Source organism: Bosea vaviloviae, from assembly GCF_001741865.1.
In the GTDB taxonomy this organism is placed as follows: Bacteria; Pseudomonadota; Alphaproteobacteria; order Rhizobiales; family Beijerinckiaceae; genus Allobosea; species Allobosea vaviloviae.
On sequence record NZ_CP017147.1, the window covers coordinates 2001730 to 2015741 of the forward strand.

At 64.6% G+C, this 14012-nt stretch carries 16 protein-coding genes; 9 read left to right on the forward strand and 7 right to left on the reverse strand.

The genetic code is table 11. The features are described from left to right. Positions 1 to 81: 81 nt before the first annotated feature. On the reverse strand, positions 82 to 705 hold the full coding sequence (locus BHK69_RS09365; protein ID WP_342029748.1) for a TetR/AcrR family transcriptional regulator: 624 nt from the start codon (positions 703 to 705) through the stop codon (positions 82 to 84). Between the two features lie 65 nt (positions 706 to 770). On the opposite strand from BHK69_RS09365, the gene BHK69_RS09370 reads away from it, so the two are divergent. After that, on the forward strand, positions 771 to 1298 hold the full coding sequence (locus BHK69_RS09370; protein ID WP_069689863.1) for a DinB family protein: 528 nt from the start codon (positions 771 to 773) through the stop codon (positions 1296 to 1298). Between the two features lie 99 nt (positions 1299 to 1397). On the opposite strand, the gene BHK69_RS09375 is transcribed toward BHK69_RS09370, so the two are convergent. Beyond that, positions 1398 to 2138 carry a haloacid dehalogenase type II gene (locus BHK69_RS09375; protein WP_069689864.1) on the reverse strand — a complete coding sequence of 247 codons (741 nt, stop codon included), beginning with the start codon at positions 2136 to 2138 and terminating at the stop codon, positions 1398 to 1400. Positions 2139 to 2155: 17 nt separating this feature from the next. Next, positions 2156 to 2821 carry a sulfite oxidase-like oxidoreductase gene (locus BHK69_RS09380; protein ID WP_069689865.1) on the reverse strand — a complete coding sequence of 222 codons (666 nt, stop codon included), beginning with the start codon at positions 2819 to 2821 and terminating at the stop codon, positions 2156 to 2158. Between the two features lie 379 nt (positions 2822 to 3200). Between BHK69_RS09380 and rpsA the strand changes: the two genes are divergently transcribed. The 6 genes from rpsA to lhpI all read left to right on the forward strand — a co-directional run bounded on the left by rpsA (position 3201) and on the right by lhpI (position 9181). Next, on the forward strand, positions 3201 to 4907 hold the full coding sequence (rpsA, locus tag BHK69_RS09385; protein ID WP_069689866.1) for a 30S ribosomal protein S1: 1707 nt from the start codon (positions 3201 to 3203) through the stop codon (positions 4905 to 4907). A gap of 160 nt (positions 4908 to 5067) precedes the next feature. Further along, entirely contained in the window at positions 5068 to 6357 is a 1290-nt protein-coding gene (locus BHK69_RS09390; protein ID WP_069689867.1) for an Hsp70 family protein, read from the forward strand. Between the two features lie 103 nt (positions 6358 to 6460). Then, the gene (sppA, locus tag BHK69_RS09395; RefSeq protein ID WP_069689868.1) at positions 6461 to 7429 is read left to right on the forward strand and encodes a signal peptide peptidase SppA; all 969 of its coding nucleotides are present in this window, start codon (positions 6461 to 6463) and stop codon (positions 7427 to 7429) included. A gap of 28 nt (positions 7430 to 7457) precedes the next feature. After that, positions 7458 to 7742, forward strand: a complete 285-nt coding sequence (gene ihfB, locus BHK69_RS09400) for an integration host factor subunit beta (protein ID WP_069689869.1) — start codon at positions 7458 to 7460, stop codon at positions 7740 to 7742. Between the two features lie 147 nt (positions 7743 to 7889). Further along, entirely contained in the window at positions 7890 to 8228 is a 339-nt protein-coding gene (locus BHK69_RS09405; RefSeq protein ID WP_069689870.1) for a LapA family protein, read from the forward strand. Beyond that, positions 8228 to 9181: a bifunctional Delta(1)-pyrroline-2-carboxylate/Delta(1)-piperideine-2-carboxylate reductase gene (gene lhpI, locus BHK69_RS09410; protein WP_069689871.1), complete on the forward strand. Its 954-nt coding sequence runs from the start codon at positions 8228 to 8230 to the stop codon at positions 9179 to 9181. Before BHK69_RS09405 ends, lhpI begins: the two co-directional genes overlap by 1 nt. Positions 9182 to 9225: 44 nt before the next feature. Here lhpI and BHK69_RS09415 read toward each other — a convergent pair whose 3' ends face one another. The 3 genes from BHK69_RS09415 to BHK69_RS09425 all read right to left on the reverse strand — a co-directional run bounded on the left by BHK69_RS09415 (position 9226) and on the right by BHK69_RS09425 (position 11161). Next, on the reverse strand, positions 9226 to 9399 hold the full coding sequence (locus BHK69_RS09415) for a DUF3309 family protein (protein WP_069689872.1): 174 nt from the start codon (positions 9397 to 9399) through the stop codon (positions 9226 to 9228). A 161-nt stretch (positions 9400 to 9560) separates the two neighbouring features. Further along, the gene (locus BHK69_RS31900) at positions 9561 to 10082 is read right to left on the reverse strand and encodes a hypothetical protein (RefSeq protein ID WP_148663360.1); all 522 of its coding nucleotides are present in this window, start codon (positions 10080 to 10082) and stop codon (positions 9561 to 9563) included. A 95-nt stretch (positions 10083 to 10177) separates the two neighbouring features. Further along, positions 10178 to 11161: a Bug family tripartite tricarboxylate transporter substrate binding protein gene (locus tag BHK69_RS09425; protein ID WP_069689874.1), complete on the reverse strand. Its 984-nt coding sequence runs from the start codon at positions 11159 to 11161 to the stop codon at positions 10178 to 10180. Between the two features lie 152 nt (positions 11162 to 11313). Here BHK69_RS09425 and mepA point away from each other — a divergent pair, with 152 nt between their 5' ends. Further along, entirely contained in the window at positions 11314 to 12261 is a 948-nt protein-coding gene (gene mepA, locus BHK69_RS09430; protein WP_069689875.1) for a penicillin-insensitive murein endopeptidase, read from the forward strand. 111 nt (positions 12262 to 12372) lie between these two features. Here the strand turns inward: mepA and BHK69_RS09435 are convergent, their stop codons facing one another. Continuing rightward, entirely contained in the window at positions 12373 to 13497 is a 1125-nt protein-coding gene (locus tag BHK69_RS09435; protein ID WP_069689876.1) for an extensin-like domain-containing protein, read from the reverse strand. A gap of 287 nt (positions 13498 to 13784) precedes the next feature. Here BHK69_RS09435 and BHK69_RS09440 point away from each other — a divergent pair, with 287 nt between their 5' ends. Further along, positions 13785 to 14012, forward strand: a complete 228-nt coding sequence (locus BHK69_RS09440; RefSeq protein WP_069689877.1) for a DUF2798 domain-containing protein — start codon at positions 13785 to 13787, stop codon at positions 14010 to 14012.

Consider the following 14012-nt stretch of genomic DNA (forward strand, 5'->3'; position numbering starts at 1 on the left):
TCCAGCGTCGCGAATTGTTCAGGCTAAGGACAGGAACCCCCCTTTCCGTTCAATCAGGCGCTAGCCGTGGTTGATCCGTGTTCAGGATGCATCCCCAAGATACAGGCGGATCATTCTGACCAGCTCATGGCGTATGCGGGGTTCATGCAGGTTGCCGCGGCGCGCGGCGTTGTGAATCACGCCGTCGATTGCGTCTGAAATGGTAATTCCGATCGTTTCATCAGAAGCATCGGTCTTTTTCGGCCGGTGCATCGCGACGGCCTCGGTGTAGTAAGAAATGTACTGTGCCTCTATCTGGATATTTTGAGTTCTGTACGATTCCAGGCCCGGCGCCTCATCGAGAAGAACCCTATGCAATCCGGGATGGATCTTGTGGGCCTCGACTATGTTGGAGACGAGTACCTCCACGAAGCCGGCTAGGGGCAGTGCTGCCGCGAGCGCATTCCTCACCGCAGCCAGGCTGTCATCGAGATGCTTTCGTCGGATCGCTCCAACCAACGAAACCTTGTCGGGAAAATACTGATACAGCGATCCGATGCTGACCCCGGCTGCCTCGGCAACCTTGTTGGTGGTGAAGCCCACCCAGCCCTGCTCGCTCAAAATGCGAGCCCCCGCTTCGATCACGGCCTCGACCGTTGCCCGTGAGCGAGCTTGACGCGGCTCCTTCCGCATAACGGGCTGCTTTTTGGCAATGCGAGTAGACAATCTGGCTCCTCCACTCAGAATGTAGAGAACTTACTCACATTCTTTCGATGGAGGAAAGCGCGGTCATGAGTGAATTGTTTCAAGTTTTGTATGGCTATCAAGCGTGGGCAAACAGCGATCTGCTCGATCAACTGGCGGCAATCGATCCAAAGGCGCAGGCCACGGAGTTTCACACGGCCATTCGGTTGACCAATCACTATCATGTCGTAGCGAGGATATTTGCGGCGCATCTGGACGGTCGAGCGCATGATTATGCGTCAGACAACACTGTCGAGACGCCGGAGTTGAATGAACTTCACGAATCTGTCGCCGCAATCGATCGCTGGTACCAGGACTACGTGCGCCCGCTCACTTCGGACAAACTCTCCGAGCCAGTCGCCTTTACATTCACCGATGGAGACAAAGGCTGCATGACGCGACAGGAAATGCTCATGCATGTCGCTTTGCATTCGGCAATCCATCGTGGTGAGGTCTGCCGAATCCTGTCACAGCTGGCGATCTCACCTCCATGGGACACGCTCGCCGTCTACCTGCATCAGGCGGAGCCATCGCGTCGTTTGCAGGGCAGCATGCGGGCGATGTCGATCAGCTAGAGCGTTTTCGAGCGAAGTGGACACCGGTTCGCGTGAAGAAAACGCGTTCAAACAAAGAGCTAGAACCGTTGAACGATCCAATGGCATCGTTCAACGGTTCTAGAGCCCAGCGATCACTCCCGGCAACTCGCCCAGCGAGCCGATCACCCAATCGGGCCTCTCGCCCAGCTGCTCCTCCTGCATGCGCAGCGCCTTGAACAAGGTCTTCGGCGGGATCGGGGCCGCGCTTGCGATCTCGGCATGCAGCGCCGCCGCTGAAACCCGTGCGATCCGCGCGACCTTGAAGCCGAAATGCTTGGCGCCGGCGACGTCAAAGCCGTTCGAGGAGACGAAGACGACCTCATCGGGCTTCACGCCCATCCGCTCTTCGACCAGCCGGTAGCTGCGCGGATCGGGCTTGTAGACCCGCGCGGCGTCGATGCTGAGCACGGCCTCGAAGCGGTTTGCCAGATCGCTATTGCCCACCAGCGCATCGAGCATGGCCGGACTGCCGTTCGAGAGGATGGCGAGCCGCTTGCCCGCCAGCGCATCGAGCGCGGCGAGGCTGTCGGGATAGGGTGCGAGATGGTTGTAGGCCTCGGCCAGGGCGGTGATCGCCGCCTCGCCCGCGCTCAGGCCCAGGACATCGAGCGTGTAGGCGAGCGAATCCCGCGTCACTGTCCAGAAATCGGCATAGGCGCCCATGGCGGAGCGCAGCCAGGTGTATTCGAGCTGCTTCATCCGCCAGATCTGGGTGATGGTCTCGCCATGGCCGGGAAAGGCGGCCTCGGTCGCGCCGGCGACGGACTGAACGTCGTAGAGGGTGCCATAGGCGTCGAAGACGAAGGCCTTGATGGTCATTAGGCGGTTCCCGTTTTTCAATCGTCGCTGTAGCGCTGCTCCAGCCAGGGATCGCCGCGATCGTGATAGCCGCGCACCTCCCAGAAGCCTGGCTGGTTGCGATCGACGAATTCGATCCGCTTCAGCCATTTCGCGCTTTTCCAGAAATAGAGCTTCGGCAGCACGAGCCTGACCGGCCCGCCATGCTCGCCCGTCAGGGGCTCGCCCTCCCAGCTATGGGCCAGCAGCGCATCCTCGCTGGCGAAATCCGCGAGCGTCAGATTGGTGGTGTAACCGTCATGGGAGTGCAGCACGACGAAGCCGGCCTCGGGCTTCGGCTGGGCGAGGTCGAGCAAGCTGCGCGTCGCCACGCCCTGCCAGCGATTGTCGTAGCGCGACCAGGTCGTGACGCAGTGGATGTCGGAAGTCTCGCTCGCCTGCTCCTGCGCCATGAAATCCGCCCAGCGCCAGTGCAAACGGTTCTCGACCGCGCCGTCGATGTCGAGTGTCCAGTTCGCGGTCGAAATCTCGGGCTGGAGGCCGAGATCGAGCACCGGCCAGTCCTTGACCAGATGCTGGCCGGGCGGCAGCCGCTCGCTGTCGGGCCGGCTGATGCGTCCGGTCAGGAATTTCCCGGCCCGCGCCCAGGCCTGCTTGGTGCGCGTCAGCTTGCTGTCGTCGGGTGTGTCGGGATCGCTGGTCATGGCCGTTTCCTGGCGGTCTCCTCTCAGGCGCAGCCCTCACTATAAGGTTTTCCGTCCTGGCCGTCGCTGCGCGAAACGGACAAGAACCCTTGCCCTGCCGTCCGCTTTGCACTACATCGCGCCTGTCCGAAGGGCCGTGATCGATCACAGCCGGGGGCGGCCTTTTAGGCCTGCTCCCGTTTCGTGTTTGGAGCGGATCGTTCGGATGCGGATCGATGCCGGCGGCCAAGCGCCGCCCGTTCTCGTCCCGGCGCCTCAGAGCGCGGGAAGAGCGGGCAGGCCTCTCAGGAGGCGCCGACGGACAGGTCCGGCCTGTGGCACAAACCCAATCGGCGCTTGCCGGCTTTGCGGGATCCGCGAGCTGGCGTCAGGAGAATACATGTCAGCCGTAGAAAGCTATCATTCGGGTCGCGAGGATTTCGCCGCCCTGCTCGAGGAATCGTTCGGCCAGAACGAAGCCCTCGAAGGTTCAGTCATCAAGGGCATCGTCGTCGCCATCGAAAAAGACATGGCGATCATCGATGTCGGCCTGAAGACGGAAGGGCGCGTCGCGCTCAAGGAATTCAACGGCCCCGGCCGTGACCAGGACATCAAGGTCGGCGACGAGGTCGAGGTCTATCTGGACCGGATCGAAAACGCGCTCGGCGAAGCCGTCATCTCGCGCGACAAGGCTCGCCGCGAGGAGAGCTGGGTCAAGCTCGAGAAGGCTTTCGAGGCTCGCGAGAAGGTCTCGGGCGTTATCTTCAACACCGTCAAGGGCGGCTACACCGTCGATCTCGACGGCGCTGTCGCCTTCCTGCCGCGTTCGCAGGTCGACATCCGTCCGATCCGCGACGTCGGCCCGCTGATGGGCCAGCCGCAGCCCTTCGAGATCCTCAAGATGGATCGCCGCCGCGGCAACATTGTCGTGTCGCGCCGCACCGTCCTCGAAGAGACCCGCGCCGAGGCTCGTTCCGAGCTCGTGGCTTCGCTCGAAGAGGGCCAGGTCATCGACGGCGTCGTCAAGAACATCACCGAATACGGTGCGTTCGTTGACCTGGGCGGCATCGACGGCCTGCTCCATGTCACCGACATGGCCTGGCGTCGCGTCAACCATCCGTCCGAGGTCGTGACCATCGGCCAGACGGTCAAGGTCAAGATCATCAAGATCAACCAGGACACGCACCGCATCTCGCTCGGCATCAAGCAATTGCTTGCTGATCCGTGGGATGGCATTGCGGCCCGTTACCCCGTCGGTGCGCGCCTCAAGGGTCGCGTCACCAACATCACGGACTACGGCGCGTTCGTCGAAGTGGAGCCGGGCATCGAAGGCCTCATCCACGTCTCCGAGATGTCCTGGACCAAGAAGAACGTCCACCCCGGCAAGATCGTCTCGACCTCGCAGGAAGTCGACGTCGCGATCCTCGAGGTCGATCAGGTCAAGCGCCGCATCTCGCTGGGTCTCAAGCAGACCCTGCGCAACCCCTGGGAGGTCTTCGCGGAGACCCACCCGAGCGGTGCGGTGGTCGAGGGCGAGGTCAAGAACAAGACCGAGTTCGGCCTGTTCCTGGGTCTCGAAGGCGATATCGACGGCATGATCCATCTCTCGGATCTCGACTGGAACCGTCCGGGCGAGCAGGTCATCGAGGAATACAAGAAGGGCGACATGCTGCAGGCTGTCGTTCTCGATGTGGACGTCGAGAAGGAGCGTATCTCGCTCGGCCTGAAGCAGCTCGGCGGCGATCCCTTCGTGGATGCCGGCGAGTTCAAGAAGGGCCAGGTCGTCACCACTGAGGTGATCGAGGTCAAGGAAGCCGGTCTCGACGTCAAGATCGTCGGCACCGACATGACCACCTTCATCAAGCGCGCCGAAATCGCGCGCGATCGTGCCGAGCAGCGCCCTGAGCGCTTCGCGGCCGGCGAAAAGGTCGACGCCCGCGTCATCCTGTTCGACAAGAAGGCCCGCAAGATCCAGGTCTCGATCAAGGCTCTGGAAATGGCCGAGGAGAAGGAGGCGATGGCGCAGTACGGCTCCGCCGACTCCGGCGCCTCGCTCGGCGACATCCTGGGCGCCGCCCTCAAGAAGGCGACGACCGAGAAGAAGTGAGGTTTCGGCCGCGAAAGCGGCCGGCCCATCAGACCAGCCCGCGCGGAGCAATCCGCGCGGGCTTTTGTTTCTTTTTCGAGTGAATGGCGAGTAGCGAATGGCGAGTGGACCTCCTCACTCGCTATTCGCTACTCGCCATTGGCCCCTTGAGGATTTCACCATGACCACCGCGGCGATCGGCATCGATTTCGGCACCACCAACAGCGTGGTTGCCCTGGCGCGCGCCGACGGCTCGGTGGCGACGCGGTCCTTCGCGACCAGGCAGGGCGCGGTCGACGCCTATCGTTCGGCCCTGATGTTCTGGCGCGAGGGCCGGCCGCCCAAGACCCATGTCGCTCATGTCAGCGGGCCCGATGCCCTCGACATGGCGCTCGGCATGACGACGGAGCATCGCTTCCTGCAATCGCTGAAGACACATCTCTCCAGCCGCGCCTTCCAGGAGACGCGGCTGTTCGGCAAGCTGTTCAGGCTCGAGGACCTGATCGGCGTGTTCCTGACCGATCTCGTGGCCGGCCTCGACGACGTAGCGGAGACACCGCTGGTCTCAGGGCGCCCGGTCGTCTTCGCCGGCGAGCGGCCCGATGAGGAGCTCGCGCTCGGGCGGCTGCGCGCCTCCTACGGCAAAGCCGGGATGCCCGCCGTCGATTTCGCCTATGAGCCGCTCGGTGCGGCCTATTGGTATGCCCGCGACCTGAAGACGCCGCAGACCATGCTGGTCGCGGATTTCGGCGGCGGCACCAGCGACTTCTCGGTGATGCGCTTCGAGCCCGGCGGAGCGGGCCGGCTCGATGCGATCCCGCTCTCCCATGCCGGCGTCGGTGTCGCCGGCGACACCTTCGACTACCGCATCATCGAGCACGCGATCTCGCCGCGTCTCGGCAAGGGCACGCAATATCGCTCCTTCGAGAAGCTCCTGCCGATCCCGGCGCATTACCACGCCGCCTTCGCGCAATGGCACCGGCTCTCGCTGATGAAAAGCCGCGAGACCATGGCCGAGCTCAAGGCGCTGATCCGCGATGCAGTCGAGCCCGGCAAGCTCGAGGATCTGCTGACCGTGATCGAATATGATCTCGGCTACGAACTCTACCGCGCAGTGTCGGCCGCCAAGATCGCGCTCTCGGACGTCGACGAGACCCGGCTCAGCTTCCGCCAGATGGATGTGACGATCGAGGCCCCGATCCGCCGCCGCGATTTCGACAGCTGGATCGCGGACGATGTCGGCGCGATCGAGACGGCGCTCGACAAGGCCTTGAGCGAAGCGAATGTCTCCACTGGGGCGATCGAGGCCGTGTTCATGACCGGCGGCACCTCTCACGTCCCGGCAGTGCGGGCGCTGTTCGACCGCCGCTTCGGGGCGAGCCGCGTTCATATCGGCGATGCCTTCCGCTCGGTGGCGAGCGGGCTCGCCTTGCTGGCGCTGGACAGGGCGCGCGCCACGGTTGCGGCTTAAGCGGCCTCAGAATCCCTAACAGCCTCTAAGTCCACCTCTTCGTCTTGCCCGCCCGGCACGGCGAGGCTACATCACGGGGCCGCAAACCCGGAGCGCTGACCTCATGTCGTCCGATGCCGATCTGCTCGCCGACCGCCGCAGCCTCAGGCGAAAGCTGACGCTCTGGCGGCTGTTCGCCGTCCTCGGCGTGCTTGCCGCGGCTGTCGTTGCAGGCCTCGCCTGGAGCGGACGCACGCCCGGCTCGCTCAGCCAAGCCCATATAGCCCGCGTCACCATCTCCGGCTTCATCTCGGGCGACCGGCGCACGCTCGAACTGATCAAGTCGCTGGAGGACAGCAAGGCCTCGGCCGTGCTGCTCAAGATCGACAGCCCGGGCGGGACGACTTCGGGCTCGGAGGCGCTGTTCGATGCGCTGCGCCGACTGGCGGCGAAGAAGCCGATGGTCTCGGTGGTCGATGGCCTGGCGGCCTCGGGCGGCTATATCGCCGCGCTCGGCTCCGATCGCATCGTGGCGCGCCAGACCTCGCTCGTCGGCTCGATCGGTGTGCTCTTTCAGATCCCCAATGTCGGGCGGCTGATGGAGACGGTCGGCCTCAAGCTCGAGGAGATCAAGTCGAGCCCGCTGAAGGCAGCGCCCAACGGCTTCGAGCCGACCTCGCCGGAGGCGCGCGCGGCGCTCCAGAGCGTCGTCGACGACAATTACGACTGGTTCAAGCGGCTGGTACGCGAGCGCCGTCATCTCAGCGATCCCGAGGTCGCGGCGGTGTCCGACGGCCGGGTGCATTCCGGCCGGCAGGGCGCGGTTCTGAAGCTGATCGACGAGATCGGCGGCGAGCCGGAAGCCATTGCCTGGCTCGAACGCGAGAAGGGCGTGGCGAAGGATCTTGCGGTTCGCGATTGGCGTCGCCGCAGCGAATCATCCTCCTACGGGCTATGGAGTGCCGGCGAGGCGTTGGCGCGCGCCGCCGGGTTCGAAACCGTGGCGAGCCTTATCGCGCGTGCGGCCGAACAACCGATCGGTTTGCGTCTTGACGCGCCCTTGGCGCTCTGGCAGCCTGCAGTCGAAAAATGATGTTGATACAAGCGGTTATATTGGACACATGATTAAATCCGAACTCGTCCAGCGCATCGCTGAGCGCAACACGCACCTCTACCAGCGCGATATTGAAAACATCGTCACGTCGATCCTCGACGAGGTCGTCAAGGCGCTGGCGCGCGGCGACCGGGTCGAGCTGCGCGGCTTCGGAGCCTTCTCCCGAAAGGCCCGCTCGGCGCGGGTCGGCCGCAATCCCCGCACGGGTGACGCCGTCGAGGTCGAGGAAAAGTTCGTTCCGGTCTTCAAGACCGGCAAGGAGCTTCGGCTGCGGCTGAACGGCAAGGCGTAAAGCCTCTCTCAGCCCTCATCCCGAGAAGCCGCGAAGCGGCGTCTCGACGGATGGTCCAGAGCGGGCTGAAACATCCCTCGAGATGCTATTTCCGCCGAAATAGCTTGCCAGGATGAGGGCTCGCGATAGCCGCTGAAAGGAACTCCGATGAAATCCTTCTTCAAGGCCCTGATTCTGGTTCCGGTCGCCCTGGCGATCGTGCTGTTTTCCGTCGCCAATCGGAAGTCGGTTCCGCTGTCCTTCGACCCGTTCAGTCGCGACGCGCCGGTGTTCGTCTTTGACGTGCCGCTGTTCGCGGTCGTTCTGGCGGCGATTGCGGTCGGCATCCTGATCGGCGGCCTCGCCTCCTGGATTGCCCAGGGCAAGCACCGCAAGGCGGCCCGCCGCAACCGCCGCGAGGCCGAGACGCTGCGCGGCGAGGCGCAGATGCTGCGCGCCGCCGTGCCCGATTCCGCCTTGCCGGCGCTGACCAGCGGTAGGGGCTGATGCGGCTGTTCGACAATGGCGAGATCGACGCCGCCCTGACCTTTCCCCGCCTGATCGACACGCTCGACGAGGCCTTCCGCAGCGACGCGGCCCTGCCGCCGCGCAGCCATCATGACGTCAAGCGCCCCGATGGCGACCCGGCCGTGCTGCTGATCATGCCGGCCTGGAGCGCGCCTGGCGCCGAGAAGCCCTATATCGGCACCAAGATCGTCTCGGTCTTCTTCGGCAACGGCAAGCGCAACCTGCCCGGCGTCATGGGCGCCTATCTGTTGATGGATGGGAACACCGGCCAGCCCCTGGCGGTGATGGACGGCAACCGCCTGACGCTGTGGCGCACGGCGGCGGCTTCGGCCCTGGCCGCGCGCTACATGGCCAGCCCTGCCGCCAGCCGCATGCTGATGGTCGGCGCCGGCAGCCTTGCGCCCTTCCTGGTCAAGGCGCATCGCGCGGTCAGGCCGCTGACCGATATCGCCATCTGGGCGCGCCGGCCCGAAGCCGCCATCGCAGTGGTGGAAGAGCTTGCGCGTGACGGCATAGACGCCCGCGCGGTCACCGATCTCGAAGCCGAGGCGCGCACGGCCGACATCATCTCCTGCGCCACCAATGCGAGCGAGCCGCTGATCCAGGGCAAATGGCTGAAGCGCGACGCACATCTCGACCTGATCGGCGCCTTCACCATGCAGATGCGCGAGGCTGACGCCGAAGCGCTGAACCGCGCCCGCGTCATCGTCGACTCCAGGAAGGCGATCGATGAGGGCGGTGATGTCGCCGTCGCGATCACTGAGGGCAGCTACAGCGCCGACAGGATCGCCGGCACGCTGGCCGATCTCTGCCATGGCCGTATCGCGGGCGCGGCGGAGGGTGGCGAGATCACGCTGTTCAAATCGGTCGGCGTCTCCTTGGAGGATCTGGCTGCCGCCGTGGCCGTCTGGGAAGCCTCTGCACAAGCCTGATCTACACCAGTGCCCAAACCTGATTTGTCAGCGGGGCGGCGCCGTCAGACCCGTACGGGCACGCCGCCGATCGCACCGAGCAGCCACAAGATCACGGCGATGACCAGCACGAGGCCGAGCACGCCACCGAGGCCGGTGGTGCCATAGCTGCGATGGCCATAATAGCCTCCGCCGCCGAGCAGCAGCAGGAGCAGCAGGATGATGACGAGGGTGGACATCGGACATTCCCTTCCCTGATCGCGTGGTCGCATGGCGCGACGACCGAAAGTAGAAGGAGAACGTCAGCGGCGAGCCGCAAGTTCCGTGGACGGTGCGCCTATTCGACTTTGATCCCGACTTCCTTGATCAGGTCGCCTCATTTCTTCGGATCTGCCTGCAGCTAGCCTGTCCAGTTGCGGGCATTGACCTGTATTTTTTTGGCCGGCGGCCGTTGCTTTCTGAATGTCGCTTCGGCTTCCGCGGCGCGAGCCTCGAGAAGGGACTTCGGCATCGGCACAAGATCCCAGCGATAGTGATGGATCGCCTCGATGATCCGCTCGCGGCTTGTCAGATGGACCAGTCCAAATCTCACGCTGCGCTGATCGGGATCGCTTGCGAGCGGTTGGACGGTCAACACGGTTCGGTCGAACCGAATGGCTTCGATTCTATTCCAATCAATAGATCGACGACGAAACGAAAATACGCGGAGGTCGCTTGGCGAGCAGGTGATCAAGGGAACTCGAAAAATCACCGGGAAAACAATAAGCGCGATATAAAATACAGTCATCGCCAGCAGCATGACAGATAATGCCGTGCGTGCTTCAAGTGGCAGGCTGTCAAACCAGGCACCTCTGATGGTGCCGAATGGTTTGTCTATGCGCTTATGGGACCACCAAAATACGTGAAGGGCCAGTAATGACACTACAAGCGCCACCCCACCGCGCCAGTTCGCCCTCACCTTGATTTCGCTCCGAGGCTCCATCCCCTTAGTCGTTGCACGCGACGGTTGAGGAATGGTTATTCGGCCCTGATCCCGACCTCCTTGATCAGATCGCCCCATTTCTTCTGCTCGGACTGCACGAAGGCTGCGAGCTCCGCCGGGGTGTTGCCGACGGGTTCGGCCGCCAGCAGATCCATCTTGGCGCGGACGCCAGGATCCGCGATCGCGGTCTTGGTGTCGGCCTGGACCCTGTCGACGATCGCCTTGGGCGTCTTCGCCGGCGCGAACAGCGCAAACCAGGAGGAGACGTCGAAGCCAGGCACGACATCGGCGATCGGCGCGAATTCCTGAGCGGTCGGAGAGCGTTTCGCAGTGGTGACGCCGAAGCCGCGGATCGAGCCGGCCCGCGCCTGCGGCAGGGCCGAGGTGATGTTGTCGAACATCAGGTCGACGCGCCCGCCGATCAGGTCCTGGATCGCCTGGGACGAGCCGCGATAGGGCACATGCACCATCTTGGTGCCGGTCAGCTTCTGGAACAATTCACCGGCAAGATGGATCGAGGTACCGACGCCCGAGGAGGCATAGCTCAGCTTGCCGGGATTGGCCTTGGCGTAGGCGACGAGCTCGGCAGTGTCCTTGACCGGCAGCTCCTTGCTGACCACGAGCAGGTTCGGCACCATCGCGACCATGGTGATGGGGCTGAGGTCCTTGATCGGGTCGTAATTGACCTTGGCGTAGAGATAGGGGTTCGCGACGAGCCCGACCGAGCCGATCAGCAGCGTGTCGCCGTTCGGCTCGGACCGCGTCGCCGCGTCGACGCCGATATTGCCGCCCGCGCCCGGCCGGTTCTCGACGACGAGATTCGTGCTCCAGGCGTGGCCGAGCTTGTCGGCGACGAGCCGGCCGAGAATATCGGTCGCCCCGCCGGGCGGGAACGGTACGATGAGCTTGATTGTGCGGCCCTGCGGCCAGGCAGCCTGAGCGAAAGCCGCCTGCGGCAGGGCAAGACTGGCACTGAGCGCAGCAAGCATGCTGCGGCGGTCGATCGTGAAATCGGTCATGACAGTCAATCTCTCCCTGGGACCGTGCCGCGGGGCTTGAGGCCCGCTTGCTGCTTGCCGGTAGGCTGCCGCCTCGGTAGGGACTTGTCCACCGGCATTTGCGCCCACGCCTGGTCTTGACCTTTGGGGGGCAACGCGCCGATTCTCAGCTCATGCGCGCCCTGAACCGCCGAATCGCCGCCGTCTTCGTCCTGCTCTCGGGCATCGTCGTCCCGGCGCTCGCCCATGCGCAGGATACGGCTGATGAGGAGGCGCGGCGCCGCGCTGCCAATATCGCGGCCTTTCCCGACGCGGCGCGTGCGCTCTTCGGCCAGAAGACCGCGCCGGCGGATATGCGCGCCCGCGCCATCGGCTCCTATGCGCGCGGCTGCCTGGCGGGCGCGACCGCTTTGCCGGTCGATGGGCCGAGCTGGCAGGTGATGCGGCTCAATCGCAACCGCAACTGGGGCCATCCGATCCTGATCGACTATCTCGAAAAGCTCGCGCACGACGTGCCGAAGATCAATGGCTGGCCGGGAATCCTGGTCGGCGACATCTCGCAGCCGCGCGGCGGGCCGATGCTGACCGGCCATGCCTCGCACCAGATCGGCCTCGACGCCGATCTCTGGCTGACGCCGATGCCGAGGGAGCGGCTCGACCGCAGCGAGCGCGAGAACATGCCGGCCGTCAACATGGCCCGCGCCGACTGGCGCGACATCGATCCGAAGAACTGGACGCCGGCGCAGACCAAGCTGATCAAGACCGTCGCCAATGAGTCGCGCGTCGAGCGCATCTTCGTCAACCCGGCGCTGAAAGTGGCGCTCTGCCGCGAGGCCGGGAGCGATCGTGCCTGGCTCAACAAGGTCAGGCCGATGTGGGGCCACAACTACCATTTCCATGTCCGGATGGTCTGCCCGGCGGGAATGGAGGGGTGCCAGGGCCAGGAGCCGCCCAATTTCGGCGATGGCTGCGGCGAGGAGCTCTCGGGCTGGATCGAGCGCCAGCGCACCGCCTTCTTCGCGCCGAAGAAGCCGCGCACCGGCCCGGCGCCGAAGCCCAAGCCGCCAATGTCGCTCGACGCGCTGCCAGCCGAGTGCCGGCAGGTGCTGCTGTCGCGGTGACCGGCCTCTACCGTCATTGCGAGCGCAGCGAAGCAATCCAGAGCAGCGCGCGCGACGTCCCCTAGATTGCTCGCAATGACGTGGCGCGGTTAACTCGATGCCTGGTTTCAGCTACCGACGCTGCGTGCGACCAGAGCTATAGGCGAACGGATCGTTCTGCGGCGTGATCACGGGCTTGGCCTGCTCCATGCCTTCCTGGTCGAGCACACCGGTGCCCTCGTCGTCGCCGACGATCACCTCTTCCGTCGGCGGCACCGAACCCGGCAAGGTCAGCGGGCCGCGCTGTTCGCTCGGCAGCGGCTGAGGCCGGTAGCGCGACTGGTTGAGCGGTTCACTCGCGGGCTCCTCGATGAAGCGCCTTTGCGCGTCGAGGCTCTGGCCGCCGCGATTGGTCGCGACGGGATAGCCGCCCTGCACCGAGCCCGGCGGCCGCAATCCATCGCCTGGCTGGCGCAGCATTGGACCGCCGGCGATGAGTGCGCCGATCTCGTCGCGCTGCTGCCCGCGCTGCGCCGACTGATACGGACGCGCCGGATCCGGCGGCGGCAGATTGTAGTTCGGGGTGTATTTGATGACCGGGTTGCAGATGTGCCGACCCTTGGCATGCCGGGCCAGGTCGATATGGATATGGTCGTAGTGGAACACGTTCGAGCCCGGTCCGAGAACGGTCGAGAAGTTCTCGCAGGCGCCGACGAACACTTCGCGCAGGAAGTTCTGCTCCTCCGGCGAGCCGCGCCAGCCGTCCTTGACCGTGATGTTGCGCCCGTCATTGAGCCGGAAGGAGAACACGTCCAGCGCATTGCCATAGGCGTGTTCGGAGGTGCGGCTGGTGCCGGTGCCGTTGTTCATGGCGCGGCAGGAATAGGAGCCGGCGCGCATCTCGATGACCTGCGCGCCGAGAACGTTCTGGGCGGCCGGCTGGACGACTTCGGCGAGCCATTTGTCGGTGGTCGCGACGACGGGGCAGGCGAGCGTGGCAGAGCTCGTCAGCCCGATGCCGCCATTGGCGAAGGCGGCGACCTTCAGCGGCTTTTCCATGCCGCAGGTGCCGGGGCCGTCGATCGGCTTGCTGCGCAGGCTGACATAGGAGGAGAGCTGCACCTGGCGCGAGGCCAGGCACTCCGCTTCGGCCTGGTCGCGCCAGGCCGCACGCTGCGGCTTCTGGAATTTTCCGCAGCCGGCAAGGCCGGCGCCGATCACGCCAAGAGCGATGAGGGTGAGGTGAACGCGTCGCATGACCGATCAAATGCGACCCGTTTGGTGAACGGTTTCTCAACCGCCTGAGCCCGCGGCGCAACAGCCGGATTAACTTTGGCGCTGCGGTTAACGGGATCTTAAGGCGCCACTGAGGGCTGTCCCAAGGTCATCCCGCGCCTCGATCGCCTGGGGACGATGGAGAAAGACGTCGGCCATGGCGAGGGCTATGAACGGGCGATCGCCGCAGTCAGCCATGTCCGAAAGCAGGCTGGTGCGGCTGGCACGCCGCATGCGAGACAGCATGAAGTGTCCGGAGATCGTCAGCCATGACAGGCAAGGCCCGTTTCATCTTTCCCGTGCTCATGGCCGGCGTCATGGCCTTCCTGATGACGGCGCTGGTGACCTATCTCAATCTCGGCTTCCCGCCGGATTTCGTGGCGCATTGGCTGCACGCCTTCGTCATCGCCTGGCCTTGCGCGGCCGGCGCCGCCTTCCTCGCGATCCCGCTCGCACGGCGAGGGACGGCCCTCATCGTCAAGGTCATTGGAGAGTAG